At 54.8% G+C, this 19674-nt stretch carries 18 protein-coding genes; 7 read left to right on the top strand and 11 right to left on the bottom strand.

All coding sequences use genetic code 11. The annotated features are described in order from the left end of the window. The first annotated feature begins 408 nt into the window (after nucleotides 1-408). Nucleotides 409-1284 (top strand): aldose 1-epimerase family protein, encoded by an 876-nt coding sequence (locus JUE67_RS00790; RefSeq protein ID WP_203625802.1) that lies wholly within the window; start codon nucleotides 409-411, stop codon nucleotides 1282-1284. A 189-nt stretch (nucleotides 1285-1473) separates the two neighbouring features. On the opposite strand, the gene plsY is transcribed toward JUE67_RS00790, so the two are convergent. Then, complete coding sequence (gene plsY / locus JUE67_RS00785) at nucleotides 1474-2109, bottom strand: glycerol-3-phosphate 1-O-acyltransferase PlsY (RefSeq protein ID WP_203625800.1); 636 nt, start codon at nucleotides 2107-2109, stop codon at nucleotides 1474-1476. A 134-nt stretch (nucleotides 2110-2243) separates the two neighbouring features. On the opposite strand from plsY, the gene parE reads away from it, so the two are divergent. The 6 genes from parE (at nucleotide 2244) to JUE67_RS00755 (ending at nucleotide 12516) form a co-directional block, all read left to right on the top strand. Next, nucleotides 2244-4253 (top strand): DNA topoisomerase IV subunit B, encoded by a 2010-nt coding sequence (parE, locus tag JUE67_RS00780; protein WP_203625798.1) that lies wholly within the window; start codon nucleotides 2244-2246, stop codon nucleotides 4251-4253. Nucleotides 4254-4259: 6 nt separating this feature from the next. Next, nucleotides 4260-6713 (top strand): DNA topoisomerase IV subunit A, encoded by a 2454-nt coding sequence (parC, locus tag JUE67_RS00775; RefSeq protein ID WP_203625796.1) that lies wholly within the window; start codon nucleotides 4260-4262, stop codon nucleotides 6711-6713. 342 nt (nucleotides 6714-7055) lie between these two features. Continuing rightward, nucleotides 7056-9317, top strand: a complete 2262-nt coding sequence (pflB, locus tag JUE67_RS00770; RefSeq protein ID WP_125696503.1) for a formate C-acetyltransferase — start codon at nucleotides 7056-7058, stop codon at nucleotides 9315-9317. 297 nt (nucleotides 9318-9614) lie between these two features. After that, nucleotides 9615-10448 (top strand): pyruvate formate-lyase-activating protein, encoded by an 834-nt coding sequence (pflA, locus tag JUE67_RS00765; RefSeq protein ID WP_203625794.1) that lies wholly within the window; start codon nucleotides 9615-9617, stop codon nucleotides 10446-10448. Between the two features lie 117 nt (nucleotides 10449-10565). Then, entirely contained in the window at nucleotides 10566-11534 is a 969-nt protein-coding gene (locus tag JUE67_RS00760; RefSeq protein WP_203636923.1) for a LysR family transcriptional regulator, read from the top strand. A 55-nt stretch (nucleotides 11535-11589) separates the two neighbouring features. Continuing rightward, nucleotides 11590-12516, top strand: coding sequence for a manganese-dependent inorganic pyrophosphatase (locus tag JUE67_RS00755; RefSeq protein ID WP_203636922.1), 927 nt, complete (start codon nucleotides 11590-11592; stop codon nucleotides 12514-12516). 585 nt (nucleotides 12517-13101) lie between these two features. Here the strand turns inward: JUE67_RS00755 and JUE67_RS00750 are convergent. The 10 genes from JUE67_RS00750 to JUE67_RS00705 form a co-directional block, all read right to left on the bottom strand. Continuing rightward, the gene (locus JUE67_RS00750) at nucleotides 13102-13248 is read right to left on the bottom strand and encodes a hypothetical protein (RefSeq protein WP_203636921.1); all 147 of its coding nucleotides are present in this window, start codon (nucleotides 13246-13248) and stop codon (nucleotides 13102-13104) included. A 433-nt stretch (nucleotides 13249-13681) separates the two neighbouring features. Continuing rightward, a complete protein-coding gene (locus JUE67_RS00745; protein WP_203625790.1) occupies nucleotides 13682-14431 on the bottom strand; it encodes an SAM-dependent methyltransferase in 750 nt (249 codons plus the stop codon). Nucleotides 14432-14472: 41 nt separating this feature from the next. Beyond that, nucleotides 14473-15312 carry a hypothetical protein gene (locus JUE67_RS00740; protein WP_203625788.1) on the bottom strand — a complete coding sequence of 280 codons (840 nt, stop codon included), beginning with the start codon at nucleotides 15310-15312 and terminating at the stop codon, nucleotides 14473-14475. Beyond that, nucleotides 15302-15634, bottom strand: a complete 333-nt coding sequence (locus JUE67_RS00735; protein ID WP_203625786.1) for a PadR family transcriptional regulator — start codon at nucleotides 15632-15634, stop codon at nucleotides 15302-15304. The genes JUE67_RS00740 and JUE67_RS00735 overlap by 11 nt, the downstream gene beginning before the upstream one ends. A 151-nt stretch (nucleotides 15635-15785) precedes the next feature. Next, a complete protein-coding gene (locus JUE67_RS00730) occupies nucleotides 15786-16433 on the bottom strand; it encodes a hypothetical protein (RefSeq protein WP_203625784.1) in 648 nt (215 codons plus the stop codon). A 235-nt stretch (nucleotides 16434-16668) separates the two neighbouring features. Beyond that, on the bottom strand, nucleotides 16669-17439 hold the full coding sequence (locus JUE67_RS00725) for a hypothetical protein (RefSeq protein ID WP_203625782.1): 771 nt from the start codon (nucleotides 17437-17439) through the stop codon (nucleotides 16669-16671). After that, a complete protein-coding gene (locus tag JUE67_RS00720; RefSeq protein ID WP_203625781.1) occupies nucleotides 17423-17953 on the bottom strand; it encodes a sigma-70 family RNA polymerase sigma factor in 531 nt (176 codons plus the stop codon). Before JUE67_RS00720 ends, JUE67_RS00725 begins: the two co-directional genes overlap by 17 nt. A gap of 116 nt (nucleotides 17954-18069) precedes the next feature. Then, nucleotides 18070-18351 (bottom strand): hypothetical protein, encoded by a 282-nt coding sequence (locus JUE67_RS00715; protein ID WP_203625779.1) that lies wholly within the window; start codon nucleotides 18349-18351, stop codon nucleotides 18070-18072. A gap of 28 nt (nucleotides 18352-18379) precedes the next feature. Continuing rightward, nucleotides 18380-18652 (bottom strand): hypothetical protein, encoded by a 273-nt coding sequence (locus JUE67_RS00710; protein WP_203625777.1) that lies wholly within the window; start codon nucleotides 18650-18652, stop codon nucleotides 18380-18382. A gap of 200 nt (nucleotides 18653-18852) precedes the next feature. Continuing rightward, nucleotides 18853-19605: a L,D-transpeptidase gene (locus JUE67_RS00705; protein WP_203625775.1), complete on the bottom strand. Its 753-nt coding sequence runs from the start codon at nucleotides 19603-19605 to the stop codon at nucleotides 18853-18855. Between the last annotated feature and the right edge of the window lie 69 nt (nucleotides 19606-19674).

The raw sequence follows: 19674 nt of genomic DNA, 5'->3' as shown, positions 1-19674 counted from the left end.
GGACCGAAGCCCAACTGCGATGCAGTGCGCAGGTCTGCGTTGAAGGTCGAAATGGCTTTTGGCCACGGATCGAGGCAATCATAGTTACCGTGTCAACGCCGCCGCTTCCGCCAGCCAAAAATTCGCGCACTGTAGTCGCCAGGCGCCGGGTCAAGCTGGGGCCGCGTGCGGCGTAGGGCCGGTGCGGCTGCGGGTCTAGTGGCTTGGCAGCGTTCCACCCCAGCCGCACCGGACCGAAGCAGCCCGCGCCCCAGCTTGCCCCTGCGCCCCCCGCACTTAAATCCAAGCTTGCAAGCAAACCGCTTTCATGGTAACTTTGACAAAGCAATCTTGGCCAAATCTATGAGCTGCCGTCCGGTCAGGTGCAACTGACTGACGGCGGCTTTTTGTAAAGGAAGAAACAAACTCATGATCACGATCAAAAACGAATTCCTGACAGTGACGATCAACGCACATGGCGCCGAACTCACCTCAGTCATCGACAACCACACCGGCCGCGAGACACTGTGGCAAGCGGACCCAGCCGTTTGGGGTCGCCACGCCCCGGTCCTTTTCCCGATCGTTGGCGCGCTGAAAAATGGCGAGTACACATACGACGGCCAGACCTACAAAATGGGGCAGCACGGCTTTGCCCGCGACCATGATTTCACGGTCACGGAAGCGGATGACAAGCATGCGGTGTTCACCTTGCAGGACAGCGAGGCGACGCGGACGAATTACCCGTTTGCGTTCACGTTGACGCTGACCTATACCCTGGAAAATAATAATATTTCTGTGCGGTATCATGTCACGAATCCGGCGGCCGATGCGCCACTGTATTTTTCCGTCGGCGGGCATCCAGGCTTCCGCATTCCGGCGACTGAGGACACGGCGTACACGGATTATTACATGGGCTTCACCCCGAGCAAGTCACATGTCACGATTCCGCTGAGCGCGGCGGGCATCGATTATGCGCACCGGACGCTGGCGGCGACGGATGTGAACCAGATGATCTCGCATGAGACGTTTAAAAATGATGCGCTGATCTTCGCGCTGAATGGGAAAACAAAATTCTCGTTGAGATCCGATAAGACGAGTCATGGCGTTTCCTTGACCACCGAGGACGCGCCGTTCCTGGGTGTCTGGAGCGCGTACCCAGCGCAAGGCGATTATGTCTGCATCGAGCCTTGGTGGGGCATCGCCGATACGACCGACGCAAGCGGCGAGCTGACCGAAAAACTCGGTATCAACAAGCTCGCACCTGGCGAAGTCTTCGATCACGGCTACCAGATCACCATTTTCTAACGCGAAACGGCGAAGGCTGCGCGCTGCCGCCTGCACCACGCCAAACAAAACGACCGGCCACTTCTTTCGAAGCAGTCGGTCGTTTATTTTGCGTATTTAGTGTACGGGGCAAGTTTGATCCGCAGGCTGAAACGGCACGCGCCGGCGGCAACCGGCTGCGGCCTATTTTCCACAAACAGGAGGCAGGCCCTAGTCCTTCTTGTTCTTGGACTGTTTCCGCTTGCGCAGGTACAGGCCCAGGCCAAATGGCACCATGTTCTCGTCGCCTTCGCGGATGCGCTTGAAGTTCTCGCGGTGGCGCACCATGAAGACCACCCACAGGCAGGCGGCGACGGTGGTCAGGAGCCAGTCGTGATAGACCAAAGACAGGAGCGTGATGATCGTCATGCCCAGGGTGCTGGCGACGCTGACCATGGATGTCAGGGCGACCAGCGAGAGGAAAATGGCGAAGGCGATCACGAAAAACGGCGGGTTGTAGGCCAGCAGGATGCCGGCGCTGGTGGCGACCGCCTTGCCGCCTTTGAAATGGATGAAGATCGAGAAGGTGTGGCCGCACACGGCAGCCAGGCCCACCAGCAAGATCAGGTAATGCTGCTGGTAGCCGAAGATCACAGGGAGGCTTGCGCCCAGTGTGCCTTTGAGGATGTCCATCACAAGCACGATGGTTCCCCCCAGCGGGCCGAGGACGCGATACGCATTGGTGGTCCCGATGTTATGGGAGCCGGCGGTACGGATGTCTTTTCGATAGAGTAATTGGCCGATCCACACACCGCTTGGAATCGAGCCGATGAGATAAGATAGGATGACACTCAGGGCTAAAAGCAACAGCGCCCACTCCTTTCGCAATATGGATATTGTACCATTGTTCCCATTATGGTGGCGCGGGTCGTAAAATTCGTTTCAAAAAATGCGGGTCGTGGTGTAAGGTTAAACTTAGTGAAATACGAAGGAGTATGTGCATGGCTAACGGAACAGAACAATATAACGACGCGTCGATCCAGGTCCTTCATGGGCTGGAGGCGGTGCGCAAACGCCCGGGGATGTATATCGGCTCCACCGATGGCCGCGGGCTCCATCACTTAGTCTATGAAATTGTCGATAACAGTGTCGATGAGGCGCTGGCCGGCTTTGGGGATGTGATCGCGGTCACGATCCACAAGGACAATTCGATCACGGTCAAGGACCACGGCCGCGGCATGCCAACGGGGATGCATCCATCCGGCAAGCCGACGATCGAGGTGATCTTAACAGTGCTGCACGCCGGCGGGAAATTCGATCAGAATTCTTATAAAACGTCGGGCGGCCTGCATGGGGTCGGGTCCTCTGTCGTCAATGCGCTGTCGGAGCGTCTGACGGTGCGTGTGGTCCGGGATAAAAAGGCGTTCGAGGAGACCTTCATCAATGGCGGCCACCCGGATGGCGGGCTGCAGAAGCTGGGCAAGGTCAACGAACCCAACGGCACGACCATCACGTTCAAGCCAGATCCCACCATTTTTTCCACGACGACGTATTCATTTGATACGCTGGCGGAGCGGCTGCGCGAGTCGGCCTTCTTGCTGAAAAACATCAAGATCACGCTGACGGATGAGCGCAGCGGCCAGGCGGAGGAATATCATTATCCGGATGGCTTGGTCAGCTTCGTCAAATATTTAAATGAAGATCGTGATACCGTCAGTCCTGTTTTCAACTTCGAAGGCGAAAAGGACGGCATTATCGTCGATTTCGCGGGCCAATACAACGACGGCTATTCGGAAAATACGATCAGCTTCGTCAACAATGTCCGCACCGGCGACGGTGGCTCACATGAGGCGGGGATGCGCGCCGGCTTGACCAGGGCGTTCAACGACTTTGCCCGGAAAGTCAATCTCTTGAAGGACAAGGATAAGAACCTTGAAGGCGGGGATGTCCGTGAAGGGCTGGCGGCGGTGCTGTCAGTCCGCATTCCCGAGGAGATCCTCGAATTCGAAGGCCAGACCAAGGCCAAGCTCGGCACCCCGCAAGCGCGCACCGTGGTCGATGCGGTGATCTATGAAAAACTGAGCTACTGGTTGATGGAAGGCGGCGACGCGGCCCAGGAGCTGGTGCGCAAGGCGATCCATGCCCGTGAAGCCCGGGAAGCCGCGCGCAAGGCCCGCGATGACAGTCGCAGTGGCAAGCGCAAGAAAAAGGATCAAGGATTGCTGTCCGGCAAATTGACGCCGGCGCAGTCTAAGGACGCCAAGAAGAACGAGCTGTACCTGGTCGAAGGGGATTCCGCGGGCGGGTCGGCGAAGCAGGGCCGCGATCGGAAATTCCAAGCCATTTTGCCATTGCGCGGGAAAGTCCTGAACACGCAAAAGGCCAAGCTCTCCGATGTGATCAAAAACGAAGAGATCAACACGATGATCTACACGATCGGCGCCGGGGTCGGTACGGATTTTGACCTCAAGCAGGCGAACTACGACAAAGTGATCATCATGACCGATGCGGATACCGATGGCGCGCATATTCAGATCTTACTGCTGACATTTTTCTACCGGTACATGCGGCCGTTGATGGATGCGGGCCGGGTCTACATTGCCCTGCCGCCGCTGTACCGGCTGCAAAAGGGCAAAGCCGGCAATGTGAAGGTCGCGTATGCCTGGACCGACGAGGAGCTTGAAAAAGAGATTCAAAAGATCGGCAAGGGCTATACGCTGACGCGGTTCAAGGGACTGGGCGAAATGAACGCCGATCAGTTGTGGGAGACCACGATGAATCCGGAGACGCGGACGCTGATTCGCGTGCGGGTCGAAGATGGACAGCTGGCGGAGCGCCGGGTCACCACGTTGATGGGCGATCGGGTCGAGCCGCGGCGTGAGTGGATCGAGCGGAACGTCGATTTTGACATGGACGAAGACGGCAGCATTCTTGAGACCACGACGACGGATCATTCTGACATGCAATTTGGCGCCCAAGAGATCAAGAAGCAACTGAAGAAAAAGGGGTGATCGCAAATGGCTAATCAGATTCAGGAAATGACGCTTGAGGATGTCATGGGCGAGCGCTTCGGGCGCTATTCCAAATACATCATTCAAGAGCGCGCGCTGCCCGATGTGCGGGACGGCTTGAAGCCCGTTCAGCGCCGAATCTTGTACGCGATGGACCTGGATGGCAACACTTACGACAAGGGGTTTCGCAAATCCGCGAAATCTGTCGGGAATGTCATGGGTAATTTTCACCCGCATGGCGATAGCTCGATCTATGAAGCGATGGTGCGCCTGTCACAGGACTGGAAGCTGCGGGCGCCGCTGATCGAGATGCACGGGAACAATGGCTCCATGGATGGCGATCCGCCTGCTGCGATGCGGTACACCGAGGCGCGCCTGTCGAAGATCTCGGGCGAATTGCTCAAGGACATCGACAAGGACACGGTCGATATGGTGCTCAACTTCGATGACACCACCCAGGAGCCGACGGTGTTGCCGGCCGCTTTTCCCAATTTATTGGTGAACGGCGCGACAGGCATCTCGGCGGGGTACGCGACGGACATTCCGCCGCATAACCTGCGCGAGGTGATCAACGCCCTGCTGTTTTTGATGAAGCACGACGACGCGACGCTCGAGCAGCTGATGCAGTTCGTGCAAGGTCCCGATTTTCCCACCGGCGGCATCATTCAAGGGCTGAGCGGGATTCGCGACGCCTATCAGACCGGTCGCGGCAAGATCGTGGTTCGGGCGCGCACGAAGATCGAGGACATGCGCGGCGGCAAGCAGCAGATCGTCGTCACGGAGCTCCCGTATGAAGTGAACAAGGCCATGTTGGTCAAGAAGATCGACGAGTTGCGTCTGGCGAAAAAAGTTGACGGTATCGCCGAGGTGCGGGATGAATCCGACCGCTTTGGCCTGTCCGTCGTCATCGAGCTGAAAAAAGAGGCCAACGCGGATGGCATTTTGACCTACTTGTTCAAAAACACGGATCTGCAGATCACGTACAGTTTCAACATGGTCGCCATTGCGGATCAAAAGCCAAAACAGCTGGGCTTGCGGCCGATGCTGGAGGCCTATCTCAAGCACCGGCGCGAGGTCATCACCCGGCGCACGCAGTTTGACCTGAAAAAGGCTCAGGCGCGCCAACACATCGTTGAAGGCCTGATCAAGATGATCTCGATTCTCGATCAAGTCATCAAGACGATTCGGGCCAGCAAGGATAAAGCGGATGCCAAGGCCAATTTGGTCAAGGCGTATCAATTTTCCGTGGAACAGGCGGAAGCCATCGTGTCCCTGCAGCTGTATCGCTTGACCAACACCGACATCACGGCGCTTGAGGCGGAGGCCGCCCAACTGGCCAAGGACATCGCGCATTACAACGCGATCTTGACCAACGACAAGGTTCGCGACCAGGTCATCGAAACGGAACTTGCGGCGATCGCCAAAACGTACGGCACGGACCGGCTGTCGACGATCGAGGCGCAGATTCAGGCGCTTGAAGTCGACACCACGGTCACCGTGGCCGATGAACGCGTGATGGTGATGGTCTCTCGCGATGGCTACATGAAGCGCTCGAGTCTGCGCTCGTTCCAGGCGGTCGACGCAAATGATAACGGCCTGAAGGAGAACGATTTTCCGCTGTACGTTCAGGAAATGGGCACGCTCCAGCATCTGTATATTTTCACCTCAGCCGGCAACGTGATCTACCGGCCGGTGCATGAGATCGCAGACGCCCGCTGGAAGGATGCCGGGGAGCATTTGTCCCAGACCGTTGGCATCGACCAAAACGAGGAAGTCATCGCGGTGTTCGGCCTCGATGCGCTGGATGCCCAAGTCAACTTTGTCCTTGGCTCGTCAGATGGCTACATCAAGCAGACCGCGCTGAGCGAGCTGCAGCCGGGCCGCACGTACCGCAGTCGCGCGATGGTGGGGATGCACCTGAAGTCCAAAGACGCGATCGTGACCAATGCCTACATGGTGACGCCGGGCGCGGAGAAATCCGTGTTCATCGTCACGGACCATGCTTATGCGGACCTTTTTGCCCTCAGTGAGGTGTCGGTCGTGGGCGCACGGGCAGCCGGCGTGAAGTCCATGTCGTTGAAGGACGGGGCCTATGTCGTCAGCTTCATTTTGGCCGATGATCCGGAACAGACCGAGGTGGGCATTTTGACCCAACGCGGGGCGTTCAAGAAGATGAAGCTCAAGGAAATGGGAGGCGTCCTGACCCGCGCCCGCCGCGGCCTGATGGTCCTTCATGAGCTGAAAAATAGTCCGCATCGAATCGTGGCCATGCTGAAGGTCGACGCAAATACCCAGCTGGATGTGCTGACGGATAAGGACCAAAAACTCATCGTGGATCCAAACAACTATCCGGATGGCGACCGCTATTCCAATGGGTCGTTTGTGATCGACACGGATACGCAGGGGACGCCGATCAAAGTGGCGCCGATTCAGATCCTGGCAACACCGGATGAGGGCTGATCTGGCAAAAAGAATCTAAAATTTTTCTAATCTTGCAGGCGCATCTCGAGTCGAATCGGGGTGCGTTTTTGCGTGTCTTTGTGAAGAAACTGTATGATAACTGTACCTGTGAAACTGTATCATACCTCTGTGGCAAAACCGCATAACGGCGCGATTCGTGCAAACGGTTTCGTGGAAATAAGTTTGTGAAATGTCTAGCGAGGTTGTCGTCTAAAGCCCTTTATTTGGCGCGGCTTATCCCCAAAAAGTAGGAAAGAAAAGGCTTGCACGGCTTATGTGATGTGTTATACTAAGACTGTAAAATCTGTGATAAGGAAATACACTTTTTAGGAGGCTATCCAGATGAAGCAGTTAGACAAAACTGATGCTAAAAACTACTGGGAAGGTTTTAACGGTGGCGCTTGGCAGGACGAGATCAATGTCCGCGACTTTATCCAGCAGAACCTGACCCAATACGACGGCGACGAGACATTTCTCGCTGGCCCGACTGAAGCCACGACCATCCTGAACAACCAGGTCCTCAACCTGAAGAAGCAGGAACGCGAAAATGGTGGGGTCCTCGATGCTGACACAAACGTTGTGGCAACGATCACCAGCCACGGCCCTGGCTATTTGAACAAGGATCTTGAAAAGATCGTTGGGATCCAGACCGACAAGCCATTCAAGCGTGCGTTCATGCCATTTGGCGGGATCCGCATGGCTGAAGATGCCCTTGAGTCTTACGGGTTCAAGCCAGATCCAGAAATGCACAAGATCTTCACCGCTTATCACAAGACCCATAACCAGGGTGTCTTTGATGTTTACACCCCAGATATGCGTGCAGCGCGTCACTACAAGATCGTTACGGGCTTGCCAGATGCTTATGCCCGTGGCCGTATCGTTGCGGACTTCCCACGGATTGCCATCTATGGGATCGATGCTTTGATGGCTTCTAAGGCAAACGATTTTGCCCACATCGGCGACGGCGAAATGACCGACGATGTGATTCGTCTTCGCGAACAAGTTTCTGATCAGTATCGTGCGTTGAACGACATCAAGAAGATGGCCGCAAGCTACGGCTACGACATCTCCAAGCCTGCGACCAACGCGCAGGAAGCTGTTCAGTGGATCTACTTCGGCTATCTGGCCGCTGTTAAGACCCAAAACGGTGCTGCGATGTCTGTTGGCCGTATCGATACCACGATCGATGCCTTCATTCAGCGCGACATGAAGCGCGGCCTGATCAACGAAAGCCAAGCTCAGGAATTGATCGACCATCTCGTGATGAAGCTCCGTATGGTTCGCTTCATCCGGACGGAAGAGTACAACGACCTGTTCTCTGGCGATCCGATCTGGGCGACCCTGTCCTTGGGCGGTGTTGGCTATGATGGCCGTCATCACATCACAAAGACTGCCTTCCGCTTCCTGAAGACCCTCGACAACATGGGCGCTGCGCCTGAGCCAAACATCACCTTGCTCTGGGACGACCTGCTGCCAAAAGGCTTCAAGCGCTATGCAACGGAAGTATCCATCAAGTCTTCCACCATCCAGTACGAAAACGACTCCTTGATGCGGACCGAATGGGGCACGGATTACTATGGCATCGCATGCTGTGTTTCCGCTCAGCCAATTCAAGACGGCGTTCAGTTCTTCGGCGCCCGCGCAAACTTGGCGAAGGCCATTCTTTACGCGATCAACGGTGGTGTTGATGAAATCGCTGAAAAGCAGGTTGGTCCTGAGACAGAACCGATCGACTCCGATGTGATCGACTACAACGAATTCATGAAGAAGTTCGATGTTCAACTCGCATGGTTGGCCGATGTTTATGTCAACGCTTTGAACGCGATTCAGTACATGCATGACAAGTACTACTACGAATCCGCTCAGCTTGCCCTTAAGAACACCCGCCTCGATTACACCTTCGCGACTGGTATTTCTGGGTTCTCCCATGCCGTTGACTCGATCTCCGCGATCAAGTACGGCAAGGTTCACCCAATTCGCGATGAAAAGGGTGTTGCGGTCGACTTCAAGGCAGAAGACAACGACTACCCACGCTATGGCAACAACGATGATCGTGCAGACGACATTGCCAAGTGGCTGGTCAAGCACTTCTACGAAATGATGAACACCCATCACCTTTATCACAACGCAAAGCTGTCCACCTCTGTTTTGACCATTACTTCTAACGTTGTTTATGGGAAGAACACTGGTACCACCCCGAACGGCCGTCAAAAGGGCGATCCGTTCTCACCTGGTGCAAACCCAGCTTACGGTGCTGAAAAGAACGGTGCGCTTGCATCCCTGATGTCCACTGCGAAGATTCCATATCACTACGCAACGGATGGTATTTCCAACACGTTCGGCGTCACGCCAAACACCCTCGGCCACGACGATGAGACCCGCAAGGACACCCTCGTTAACATGATCGACGGCTATATGGAAAACAACGGCATGCACCTGAACATCAACGTCTTCAACAAGGAGACCCTGATCGATGCTCAGAAGCACCCAGAAGAATACCCAACCCTGACGGTCCGCGTATCAGGCTACTGCGTCTACTTCGCAGACCTGACCAAGGAACAACAGGACGACGTAATCAGCCGGACATTCTTCGAAGAAATGTAGGATGCGGAGCCGCGCGTTCAGGCTGGGTTCGGTAGCCTAGGTTCGTGCTTGGGGCGGTCTTCGCCCCGAGTACGAGCCGTAGCTAGCGACACCCAGTCTGCGCGGCGTAGCTCAACTATGAGGATGCGAAGCTGGGCGCGAGCTCAACAACGCACTCTGACCTCAAACAAGCATCACGCGAAAAGGGAGCTTAGGCTCCCTTTTTGCCCAAAGTGGGTGATCACCCCTTGGCGCGCCTGCGCGCAAAGCGTATCATCGATTTTGGGCAGAAAGCGTTTTGATAGGAGGAACAACAAGATGAAACTATACGACAGTACCGAATCACCTCTCAATGTGTTGGACGCGGTGGGTGCCATCGATGATGGACCGATCAAAGGCTACGTGCATTCTGTCGAAAGCTTCGGTTCCGTTGATGGCCCTGGTATCCGCTTTGTCGTTTTCCTGCAGGGATGCCGGATGCGCTGTCAGTATTGCCACAACCCTGACACTTGGAACATCGGGGTGGGCGATGAAATGACCGCCGATCAGATCCTCGATGATGCCATTCGCTACAAGGCATTTTGGGGCGAGCAAGGCGGCATGACGTGCAGCGGCGGTGAGTCTTTGGTGCAGCTGGACTTCTTGCTGGATCTGTTTACGAAGGCCAAGGGACGCGGCATTTCCACGTGCTTGGATACGTCGGGTCAACCGTTCACGCGCGACGAGCCATGGTTCTCGAAGTTCGAGCAGTTGATGAAGGTCACGGACGTCTCCCTGGTCGACATCAAGCACATCAATTCCGCTGAACATAAAAAGCTGACCGGGTTTGGTAATGAGAATATTCTCGACATGATCCAGTATATGTCCGCGAATAATTGCGACATGTGGATCCGCCACGTGCTGGTGCCTCAGCGGACCGATGACGATCATTATTTGGCTGAACTCGGCGAGTATATTAAAACGCTAAATAATGTTCAAAAAGTCGAGGTTTTGCCGTACCACACACTCGGCGTCAAGAAATACCATGAACTTGGAATCACGTACCCACTTGAGGGCATCGAACCACCGACAGCAGCCCGTGTGAAAAACGCGGAGAACCTGCTTCACACCTCCGATTACAACGATTGGAAGACATGGCGGCCGCGTCCGTAAGCGACATTTTAAGCTTAGCTTGATGATAAGAAGCAGCCATTTTCTGGTTGCTTCTTTTTTCGCCATAACTTATTATTAGAAGAGAGAATTACGAAAAAAAGGAGGAGCTCGGCTCCCATGAAAAATAAACAGGAAAGTATTTTTTCGTCCAAAACGCTGACATATTTTCTCCAGTTAGCGGAGACGATGAATTACACGCAGGCGGCTCAGCTCCTCGGCATTACCCAGCCGGCGTTGACGCAGCAGATCAAGAAGCTCGAGCGGACCGTTGGCGCACCGCTGTTTTACTCGGTCGGCAAAAAGCTGCATCTGTCCGATGCGGGGCGCACGATGCTCAGTGCGACGCATCAGATCTATGATGTGCTGAACGATGCGACGGATGAGATTCAGCAGACCACCAACGCCAATACCGGTGTGATCAAGATCGGGTTGCTGGCGTCGGTTGAAGACTCGGCCTTCACGCATTTTATTTCCGAATATTATCTACATAATCCCGAGGTCAAGGTGACGTTTTTCAACATGACGCGCCATGAGATCTGGGAGCATCTTGAAAACAACGAGATCGACCTGGCGATCATGTACCTGCCGGATGACACGATCAAGAACTGGAAGCCGTATGAATCGCGCAAGATCATCGACGAACAGCTGCTGTTTTTGCATCACAGCGACAAGCTCGCGACTCGCAAGCGCGTGCATTTCCGCGACACGATCGCCAGTCCGTGGGTGACCTATCCGTCGAGCTACTTCCTCAGCCACATTTTGAAGGAAGCCTACAAGAATCAGCTGGTGGATGCGCCGCATTCGGTTGCCGAGTTCACCACACCGTTCCAGCTGACGCAGTTCCTCAATCGCACCGGCGTTAATTCGGCGTTGCCAAACAGTTTTTACCAGGCCCATCAGGAACAGATCCACGCGTATGCAGTTGCGTTTGAGCCGGCGATTCAGTTCGAGCTCGCCTTCGTTTATCGCAAGGGCAAGGATCAGATTCCGCGCGTCGCCCAATTCCTGGAAGCGTTTGACGCCTATCTGGAAGAGGAAGATTACTTGTCGCGAGTAGCCGAAAACCGTGTTAAACTTAACGAGTAACCAAAACGGGTCCGCCGTGTTGATGGCGGGCCTTTTTATAGGGGGAAAATAAGACATGACAACTTTGATCTTTGGTCATCAAAATCCGGATACCGACGCCCTGACATCCGCGCTCAGTTTTGCGGAATATCAGCGCCAACTGGGCAACACCGACGTTGAGGCGGTCGCGCTTGGCGAACCGAACGATGAGACCAAATTCGCGCTGAACTATTTTAAGGCGCAAGCCCCACGTGTGATCGAAAAGGCCGCGCCGAACGACGTGATGCTGGTGGATCACAACGAGTTCCCGCAGTCCGTGTCTGATATCGAAGACGTCCGCATTCGCGCCGTGGTCGATCATCACCGCATTGCCAACTTCCACACGACCTATCCGCTGTACTATCGCGGCGAACCAGTTGGCAGCACCAACTCCATCATCTTCGAGCTGTTCGAAGAAAATGAGTTCACCATTCCAGCCCAATTGGCAGGCTTGATGGCCAGCGGGATCATCTCCGACACGTTGCTGTTGAAGAGCCCGACCACCACCGATCTGGAGCGCCGCGTGCTGCCTGAACTGGCGAAAATTGCCGGCATCGACCTTGAGGAATACGGGTTGGCAATGCTCAAGGCAGGCACCAATCTCGCCGCGAAGTCGGATCTGACCATCGTGGAAGGCGATGCCAAGTCCTTCACCATGGGCGGCAAAACGATTCGCATCGGCCAGGTCAATGTCGTGGACCTCAATGAAGTCTACGCTCGCCAGGCTGCGATCGAGCAGACCATGACGGACGAGCTCAGCAAGAACGGCTACGACAGCTTCCTGCTGATCGCCACCAACATCCTCGATTCCGATTCGACTGGCTTTGTGGTTGGCTCGGGCAAGGAAGAGCTGGAAAAGGCCTTCAATGGCAAGTTTGACGAAAACGGCCGTCTGGCATTGCCTGGCGTCGTTTCCCGCAAGAAGCAAGTCGTACCGCCACTTCAGGCTGTGTACGAAGGCTAATATCAAGATCAAGCACTGGGTTTGGTTTCGCGGTTCCGACTGATCGGAGCTGTGCAGCTGAAGCCAGTGCTTTTTATTTTCTGAAAATAGGGAGGCGGGGTAGGGGGACATCGCCTTTTTCCGTGAACGCGGGCGCTGGCTGTTGTTGGTTTGGGCGGTGGGTGCTGACTGGCGCGGACGCTGAGCACCTTCAGCGAATAGAGATTGGGGCCACCACGTCTGGCTCGCGCTAGCAGTTATTTGATTTGGGACACTTAATCATGGTTAGCATCAAGTTGAATCTGGTTGGGAAATCTTTGTATCCGGTTCAAAGTTGTGCGCAATCTATAATGGGAAGATTTGAGAGGCGGGTTCAGAGCAATTTTTGTCCCGAAAATACGTTCAGTCTTTGGCGTCTGATCTGATTTGAACTGAGGCTTCAGCAGCCGCAAGTTTTCACCGAGTTAAAACGCCCGCCAGACCATCAGCAAGTTTGGACCCATGTATTGCCGTGATTTCTTTGGCTAAATCGCGTCTCGATTCCGGGTCACATATCTGCTCCGAAATACTGAAGCTGGCGGCTGTTTGTTGATCGACAGATGATCGTCAATCAGGGCGCGACTGGAGGCTCAAATTGGCAGCAATTGCAGCTGTCGATGCGAAGCGCGCATGCGAGGCAAGCATCCAGAATTCAGCATCCTGAGATTCGCGCTCAGACGTCGCGTTCGTTTGATTTAATGGATAGTTGGTCATTGCGCGCAAACCAGAGCGATCTGACAGACTGAACGAAATAGCCAAAGATCTGATTGAACGCAAAAAATTCGGCACAACAAGATCTGCTTGCTGTGCCAAATTTTACCAAGACATCTAGGTGCGATTCAATTTGGCGAAGCACGCATGCACGTGCTGCGAAGATCTTCATCAGAACAGAACTGGACGTGCCGCCCAAATATTTTGTGAGCTGTCGAAAACGCTGGCCGGACTCAGCCAACAATGAACGAGGCGAATCAGACTTTGCGGCGCGAACCAGCGGATGCGCGGACCGCGGTTTTTGCGGTCAATGGAGAAACAGGCCCGCCCTGTTTCGTCTTTTGCAATTCTTCGCATAATATATATTATGTGAACTAAGAAAAAGGCGGCAAGCGCCACCGATTTTTCACGGCTCCCCCAGCTACCTGTTTGACCCTTAAACTGGTTTCGTTGCGATGATCATAAATCTGGATTCAAATGTCTGAAGCGGCATGCCGGCTTCAAGCAAGTCTTGCAACTGATGTAACTTCGGCATGGCACGTTCAATATCAAACTGCGGAAACTCCCAAGGAATCATCGTTGCGTAATACACGATGGCGCCGACATCCGCAAACGTCATTTTGGCCATCGCGCTGTTGGCTTCAAGAATCTGCAAGCCGGCTGCCTGGAATTCTGCGGCCACCTGCAGCAACGTATTTTTCGGATACGTCGGCACATATTCCTCGTCGAAAAATCGCGACAGGCCGTAATTATTGTCGCCGCCGACTTGCTGCGTGACAAACAGCGCCCCAGCTCGCATCACGCGCGCGATGTTCGTCATCGGCAGCGCGCCGTGACTGTCTGTGACCAGATCAAAGGCCTCAGTTGGGACGTTTGTCAGCGTCTCATCCGGATCAGCGTACAATGTGACGCCTGTGGGCACGATCGTTTGGCGAAGCAGGTCAATATTTGGCGCCCAACCCTCAGTCACGCTGGTAAGCGCCGAATCATGGCGAAAGCTTTGCATCAGCTCGCCTCCGCCCGTGTCGATATCAAGCCACTGGTCAGCAGGCCGCATGTGGCGCCGAACCAGTGCCTCGTATTGCCAAGGCAGCGGCTCTGTTTGCCAGCGGCCGTTCAGATGGCTGAAATCCCAACCGTGCATGGCGTGCCGACTTTCCGCGCGCCAACTGTCTTCTAATGTCATTTTTGCGGAGTCCTCCATGCGCGAGTATCGTTTGATCGCGCTTATTTTTTGACGTGTTTTGCGGCTTGCCGCGACCAAATGGTGAAAATCACCAGCGCTACGGCCAAAACACCGAGGACGACTGCCGTGAAGCCCTGTTTTGAGACGAAATGCAGCTGCTGCCACAGCAGGCGCAAGATGGTGATCACCCCGATTACAAGCGCCATGAAGGCCATTGGCGTGAACAGGCGATCGTGCAAGCGCAAAATCAGCGCGCAGGCAAAAATTGTCGCAACCCCCACCAAGGCAATGTCCCAGCCAAATGGAATGGCAATGACGAGGACGGCTGGCATCAGGCGCACCGTGGCGAGGTTGGCGCCGACATACAGGAACATCACCGCCCAGATGACGAAAAAGCCGGCAATACGGGACTTGATCAGGCGGACCACTGGATAGATCTGCGCGCGCATCAGCGTAAGGACCCCGAAGATCATCACCGCGTTGAGCACCGGCACCGCTAAATAGGTCAGAACATTGATCGACATAGCCCCGTTCGTCATGCCCCCGCTGATCAGCATGACCAGCCAGCTGATGCCGACGATCAACCCCAGCAGTTGCCCTTTGTCGCGCCAGCTTGCAGGTGGCAGTTGCTTGAGTAAGTCGTCGGCCATTTCCTTGGGCTCTTTTCCAAAAAAGCGCTCAGCATCGCCGCCATCGCGCTCCGCCGCCACCAGATCCAGCATCATGCCGTGCTGCTGGCGGGTCACAGTCGTCTCATCGCGCATGAACGCCCCCAGCGTCGTATATTCGCGCAACTCACTGAACCAGCTGCGGTCAGCATCAGTGAGTTGCTTCTCCAATTCGTTCATCGCGTCGCGGTACCACTGCGCATTATGCGTCATCCTTTTTCTCCCCCATCACGTGTGAGACTTGCGACTGAATCTGGTGCCATTGCGCCTGGAACTCGGCGAGACTTTCCCGGCCGTGCGCCGTCAATGTGAGATAGTTGCGATCAGGCCCATCTGGGGACGGCTTGATCGTGCTGGTCACATCACCCTGTTTTTCCAGCTTCGCCAAAAGTGGGTAGAGCGTGCCGCCGACGATCGAGGTAAAGCCGTACTCGTGTAGCGCCTGCATCAGCTCATAGCCATAGCTTTCATGTCGCGCCAAGATCGCGAGCACGCAGCCATCGAGCACCCCCTTTAATAGTTGCGTCTGTTTCATCTCAGCCCTCCCTAGTTAGCTTTACTAACTACCCATAGTCTAACACCGCCTGACTAGTTTGTAAAACTAAATAGCTGATATTTGTCGACAAAAAAACGCAAGCAAGATCGCGATCTCACCTACGTTTGTTGGGTTGTATTGATGCCCGTCGCTAATTCTCCGCCGTCAGTGGCACCTTGATCACGGCCAACGGATGCTTGAGGTCCTTGCCATCCTTCATCGATTCGACCAGCAGCGTGAGGTCGATCGAAAGGCCGCTCACCCCGGCTTTGGCGAGCGCCTCTGTCTGCAGTTTGACCGGCAGCTGAAGCTTGTAGTCGCCGCGATCCTCATCCTCGATGCTCAGCGTGTTTGACGCCAGTGTGGCATCGGCGATTGCCTGACCCTTGGCGTCCACCCCGGTGATCGTCACCGCCAGCTTTTGGTGGCCCTCACTGAACATCGCCTGCGTGAGCTCGAGTTGAAGTGCCAGGTCCAGCGCCGCCCCAGCCGGCTTGAGACTGGTCACGACCGCGCCGTCCTGCTGCACCGCCAGCGTCTTGAACTGCGGGCCATCGCTGGCTTGCGCGGTGTTCGCCAGGTGATAGGAAAATTGTCCCGGTTTCAGCTGGGAAGCCGCCGTCGAAGACTCGGACGAAGAATCTGCCGTTTCGCTGGAAGCGGCCGTTTTTTTCTTAATGGAACTGACTTTTGAACTGCTGGCCTTGCTGCTTGTGTCACTGGCGGGCTGCTGCTGACTGCACGCACCCAATAAGCCCAGCGTGACCAGCAGCACCCCTGCCGCGATCCCCTTTTTCATGTATGTTTCCTCCTCGTGTTTGGCGCGCATCCCGCCGCTTTGGCTACAGTATAACAAGTCCCGCACCGGGCGGCGATGGGCAAATTCCCACCGTTACGCAATTTTAATCAAAAAGGCGTTTCAGCCGACTGCAGCTGAGACGCCCTGCCACTATTTTGCACTGGGGAGGCCAGTGTCACAAACGAAGCGCGGTTCTGACTCCAGCCAGCACGACACCGCTACCGAAGCCCCGCACTCAGCCGATCAGCGCATGGATCAACAATTTCACCAATTCATAAAGCACCGGCAGAAAGACCACTGCCAGCAAGCCCAGCAACAATTTCCAGCCGAGGCTGACGTTTGACATCACAAAGTCGAATTTATTGCGGCGAGTGATGCGCCGCGAGACCTCGATGTCCGCCATGCCGGGAATCGTCAGGAGATTTTGCTTGAACAACGCCCCATTGGCTTCAGTCAAACTCTCGGAGAAAATATGTCCATCCGCCGTTTGAAAATCCAGAAAATACCACGAGACCGTCTTCCGGTGGATAAATCCCCGGGTGCCGTCGCTGGGCACATTGAGATGTTTTTCGCGCAGCGCGATGGCCTTGATATCGGAATACTTGTACGAAAAATAAGCGGTCGGGTCATCCAAAAATTCGATGACGATAAAGAAAATGATGCGCCGATCGGTGAAAGCCATCAGGCGGTTGCCGCGCAGGCTAGCCTGCTCCTTGATGTAAGCCTTGGCGCGCTGCGACTTTGGCGCGTACATACCCATGATGCCATCCGTGGCCATACCGCTATTTTGCTCGTCGGTCATGGCCATCAGGTTGATGAGCTGCTCGCCCGGCGCCAGCAAGTCCGTTACCTGGGCCATGACCTGTTGCATCGTGATGTAAAGCTTGGCCTCTTTGCGTTTGCGGATTCGGTCGAGTTCCGTCATCGACGCCTCTGCAAGCGGCCGCGCCGGGACCCCGTTCAGGTCAGCGATAACGCGTGTGAATGGATTAGCTAAAGTAGACATCGTGCGTCCCCTCCCGAATTTTCTTCTTGCCCCGCGATAGATGCTGGTACACAGCGCCGCGCCTCATGTGAAGCTGGCGCGCGATCTCCTCGGGCGTGCGATCATTTTGAAAATACAACTGGAACACCTGCCGCTCCACGTCACTGAGCGGGGCAAATAGCCCGGCATAATCGATCGGATCATCGGGCGGCGCCTGTTCCACGACGGCCTCATCCAGGTCCATAGTTGCCAGCGTGCCTGCCAGCCCCCGCTGGTAATCGATCGCGCAGTGTTTGATCACCGCCGACAACCAATTCTTGAAGCTACCCTTGGCTGAATCAAACGTGGCCCCCTTCGACCAAACTTGGTAATAGACCCGATTTTCGATATCACGGGAAAAACCGCGCTGATAATCCGAAGTCAGGTGATGCAAGATCACCATTCGGATGAAGTCTCCGTACTGGTCGATCAAGTCATCCAGCGCACTGTCATCTTGTACGCGCAATTTGGCGACGAGCGCCTCATCATCAGTCATATTCCTCACCAACTTTCTTATCCTTACACCTAATAATACGCATGCTGCGCGGAATATCTGACATAAAATATAAAAAAAGACGCCTTTCTGTGAACGAAAAGCGTCGTATCTGAAATTTACTTATCTGCCGGACTCTGTAGCACATACAGCCCATACGTGTCCCCATTTTTGACAATGATCGATAAATTGCCGCCCGGGTTCTTGAAGGAATACTTGCCAGTATCATCCGAATATTTCAGGGTCGCGTCTCGGGTCGGTGGCACGACGACCTGATAGTCACCGCTATCCTGCTTGGTGGTCGCCGGAATCAGATAATGGCCGCCAGCAACGCCAAGAATCAATCCGATCAGCAGGGCCAAGACGGTGAAAAGAACGAGATGGTTTGATCTGTGTGTCATTCTAGCCTCCTCATAGCCGCGCGCCGCATTACTTCGCATCGTCCAGCGTCACCAGCTGATAGGCATCCTTGTGATACACGATCTGAACAAGCTTGCCCTTAGGATTCGGGAACGAATAACTCGACGACCCCTCTGAGTAGGTCACTGTTTTCTTCGTCGTGGGTCCGACCACGACCTGATACGCAGAGGCTGCTTGCTTTGGGCCTGTAAAATTGATCGCGCGCCCACCCGCAAAGCCGATCACAATACCGAGCACCAGCGCCGCCGCCAGTGCCAAAAGCCATTTCCCATACCTCTTCATGGTGATTTTCCCCAGTCATTGTTGATCTTGTACAAGTCCAGTATACCCCCCAAAAAAGTAAACGCTACCATTTTGGCCGACAATAGACAGATGTTCAATTCTTTTCAGTTGTTCATTTTGGCCAACAGAAAAAAAACCGCGCACCGAAGCACGCGGGAAAATGAACAACTGTTTATCACTGAACATCTGTTGATCGTTGGTTAGGCGATATGGACCTTGGTGCCATCCGGGACGTGCTCATTGATCCATTTGGCATCCGGGACGCTCAGCCGAACGCAACCATGCGAGCTCGGCTTGATGCCCAGATCCCTGGTCTCGCTGAGAATATATTCCTGATTTTCATCTGTCGGGACGCTGTGGAAGAGATAAAGATTATCCAAGAAATTCGTCCAATAATTCGCGCCCATTTTTTCGTTTGGATTGTAAAACGATTTGCCACGCGACGAGATGGTGAAATCGCCATGCGGGGTGCTGTCATCCATTCCCGTGGAGGCATACATGGTGTAAAGCACCCGATTGCCCGACTTCACGTAGACGCGCTGTTTGGCGAGACTGACATCCAAAACGATCGTGCCGACTTTGTTCAGATCCGGATAGGCCTTCGCCTCGGATGGCTTTTGCCAGTCGATCTTTGGCGCGGCGGCTTTCTTGCTGGCGGCGATGCTGCTGGCTTTGGCACTGCTGGCCTTGGCCGCTGCCGCGCTGCTGGCTGCGGCTGCCTGTTTTGCCTTTGCCGCAACGGCTTTGGATGAACTGGATGATTTTTCGGCTGCGGCCGGGGTACTTGACTGTGGTTGCGCGGACACCATTGTTTTGGCCACCACAAACCCACCGGCCACGAGAACGGCCGCCAAGATCACCCATAAACTGTACCGCACCCGCCGCTTCAACCGGTGCGCCTTGAGATAGTCCCTCGCGTCGCGGATGCTGGTCCGCCATTTCGGTTCTTGCATTCGATCAGCCCCAATGTTTTCTTACAACCAGTGTATCTTGCAAAACCGAACATTGCAAGGTTGTTCACC

The organism is Lacticaseibacillus mingshuiensis, assembly GCF_016861785.1.
Taxonomy (GTDB): Bacteria; Bacillota; Bacilli; order Lactobacillales; family Lactobacillaceae; genus Lacticaseibacillus; species Lacticaseibacillus mingshuiensis.
This window is presented reverse-complemented; position numbering and strand designations above follow the sequence as displayed.

Coding starts and splice junctions, on each gene's coding strand:
- JUE67_RS00790 (WP_203625802.1), top strand. CDS start 409: ATGATCACGATCAAAAACGAATTCCTGACAGTGACGATCAACGCACAT.
- parE (WP_203625798.1), top strand. CDS start 2,244: ATGGCTAACGGAACAGAACAATATAACGACGCGTCGATCCAGGTCCTT.
- parC (WP_203625796.1), top strand. CDS start 4,260: ATGGCTAATCAGATTCAGGAAATGACGCTTGAGGATGTCATGGGCGAG.
- pflB (WP_125696503.1), top strand. CDS start 7,056: ATGAAGCAGTTAGACAAAACTGATGCTAAAAACTACTGGGAAGGTTTT.
- pflA (WP_203625794.1), top strand. CDS start 9,615: ATGAAACTATACGACAGTACCGAATCACCTCTCAATGTGTTGGACGCG.
- JUE67_RS00760 (WP_203636923.1), top strand. CDS start 10,566: ATGAAAAATAAACAGGAAAGTATTTTTTCGTCCAAAACGCTGACATAT.
- JUE67_RS00755 (WP_203636922.1), top strand. CDS start 11,590: ATGACAACTTTGATCTTTGGTCATCAAAATCCGGATACCGACGCCCTG.
- JUE67_RS00750 (WP_203636921.1), bottom strand. CDS start 13,248: ATGACCAACTATCCATTAAATCAAACGAACGCGACGTCTGAGCGCGAA.
- JUE67_RS00745 (WP_203625790.1), bottom strand. CDS start 14,431: ATGACATTAGAAGACAGTTGGCGCGCGGAAAGTCGGCACGCCATGCAC.
- JUE67_RS00740 (WP_203625788.1), bottom strand. CDS start 15,312: ATGACGCATAATGCGCAGTGGTACCGCGACGCGATGAACGAATTGGAG.
- JUE67_RS00735 (WP_203625786.1), bottom strand. CDS start 15,634: ATGAAACAGACGCAACTATTAAAGGGGGTGCTCGATGGCTGCGTGCTC.
- JUE67_RS00730 (WP_203625784.1), bottom strand. CDS start 16,433: ATGAAAAAGGGGATCGCGGCAGGGGTGCTGCTGGTCACGCTGGGCTTA.
- JUE67_RS00725 (WP_203625782.1), bottom strand. CDS start 17,439: ATGTCTACTTTAGCTAATCCATTCACACGCGTTATCGCTGACCTGAAC.
- JUE67_RS00720 (WP_203625781.1), bottom strand. CDS start 17,953: ATGACTGATGATGAGGCGCTCGTCGCCAAATTGCGCGTACAAGATGAC.
- JUE67_RS00715 (WP_203625779.1), bottom strand. CDS start 18,351: ATGACACACAGATCAAACCATCTCGTTCTTTTCACCGTCTTGGCCCTG.
- JUE67_RS00710 (WP_203625777.1), bottom strand. CDS start 18,652: ATGAAGAGGTATGGGAAATGGCTTTTGGCACTGGCGGCGGCGCTGGTG.
- JUE67_RS00705 (WP_203625775.1), bottom strand. CDS start 19,605: ATGCAAGAACCGAAATGGCGGACCAGCATCCGCGACGCGAGGGACTAT.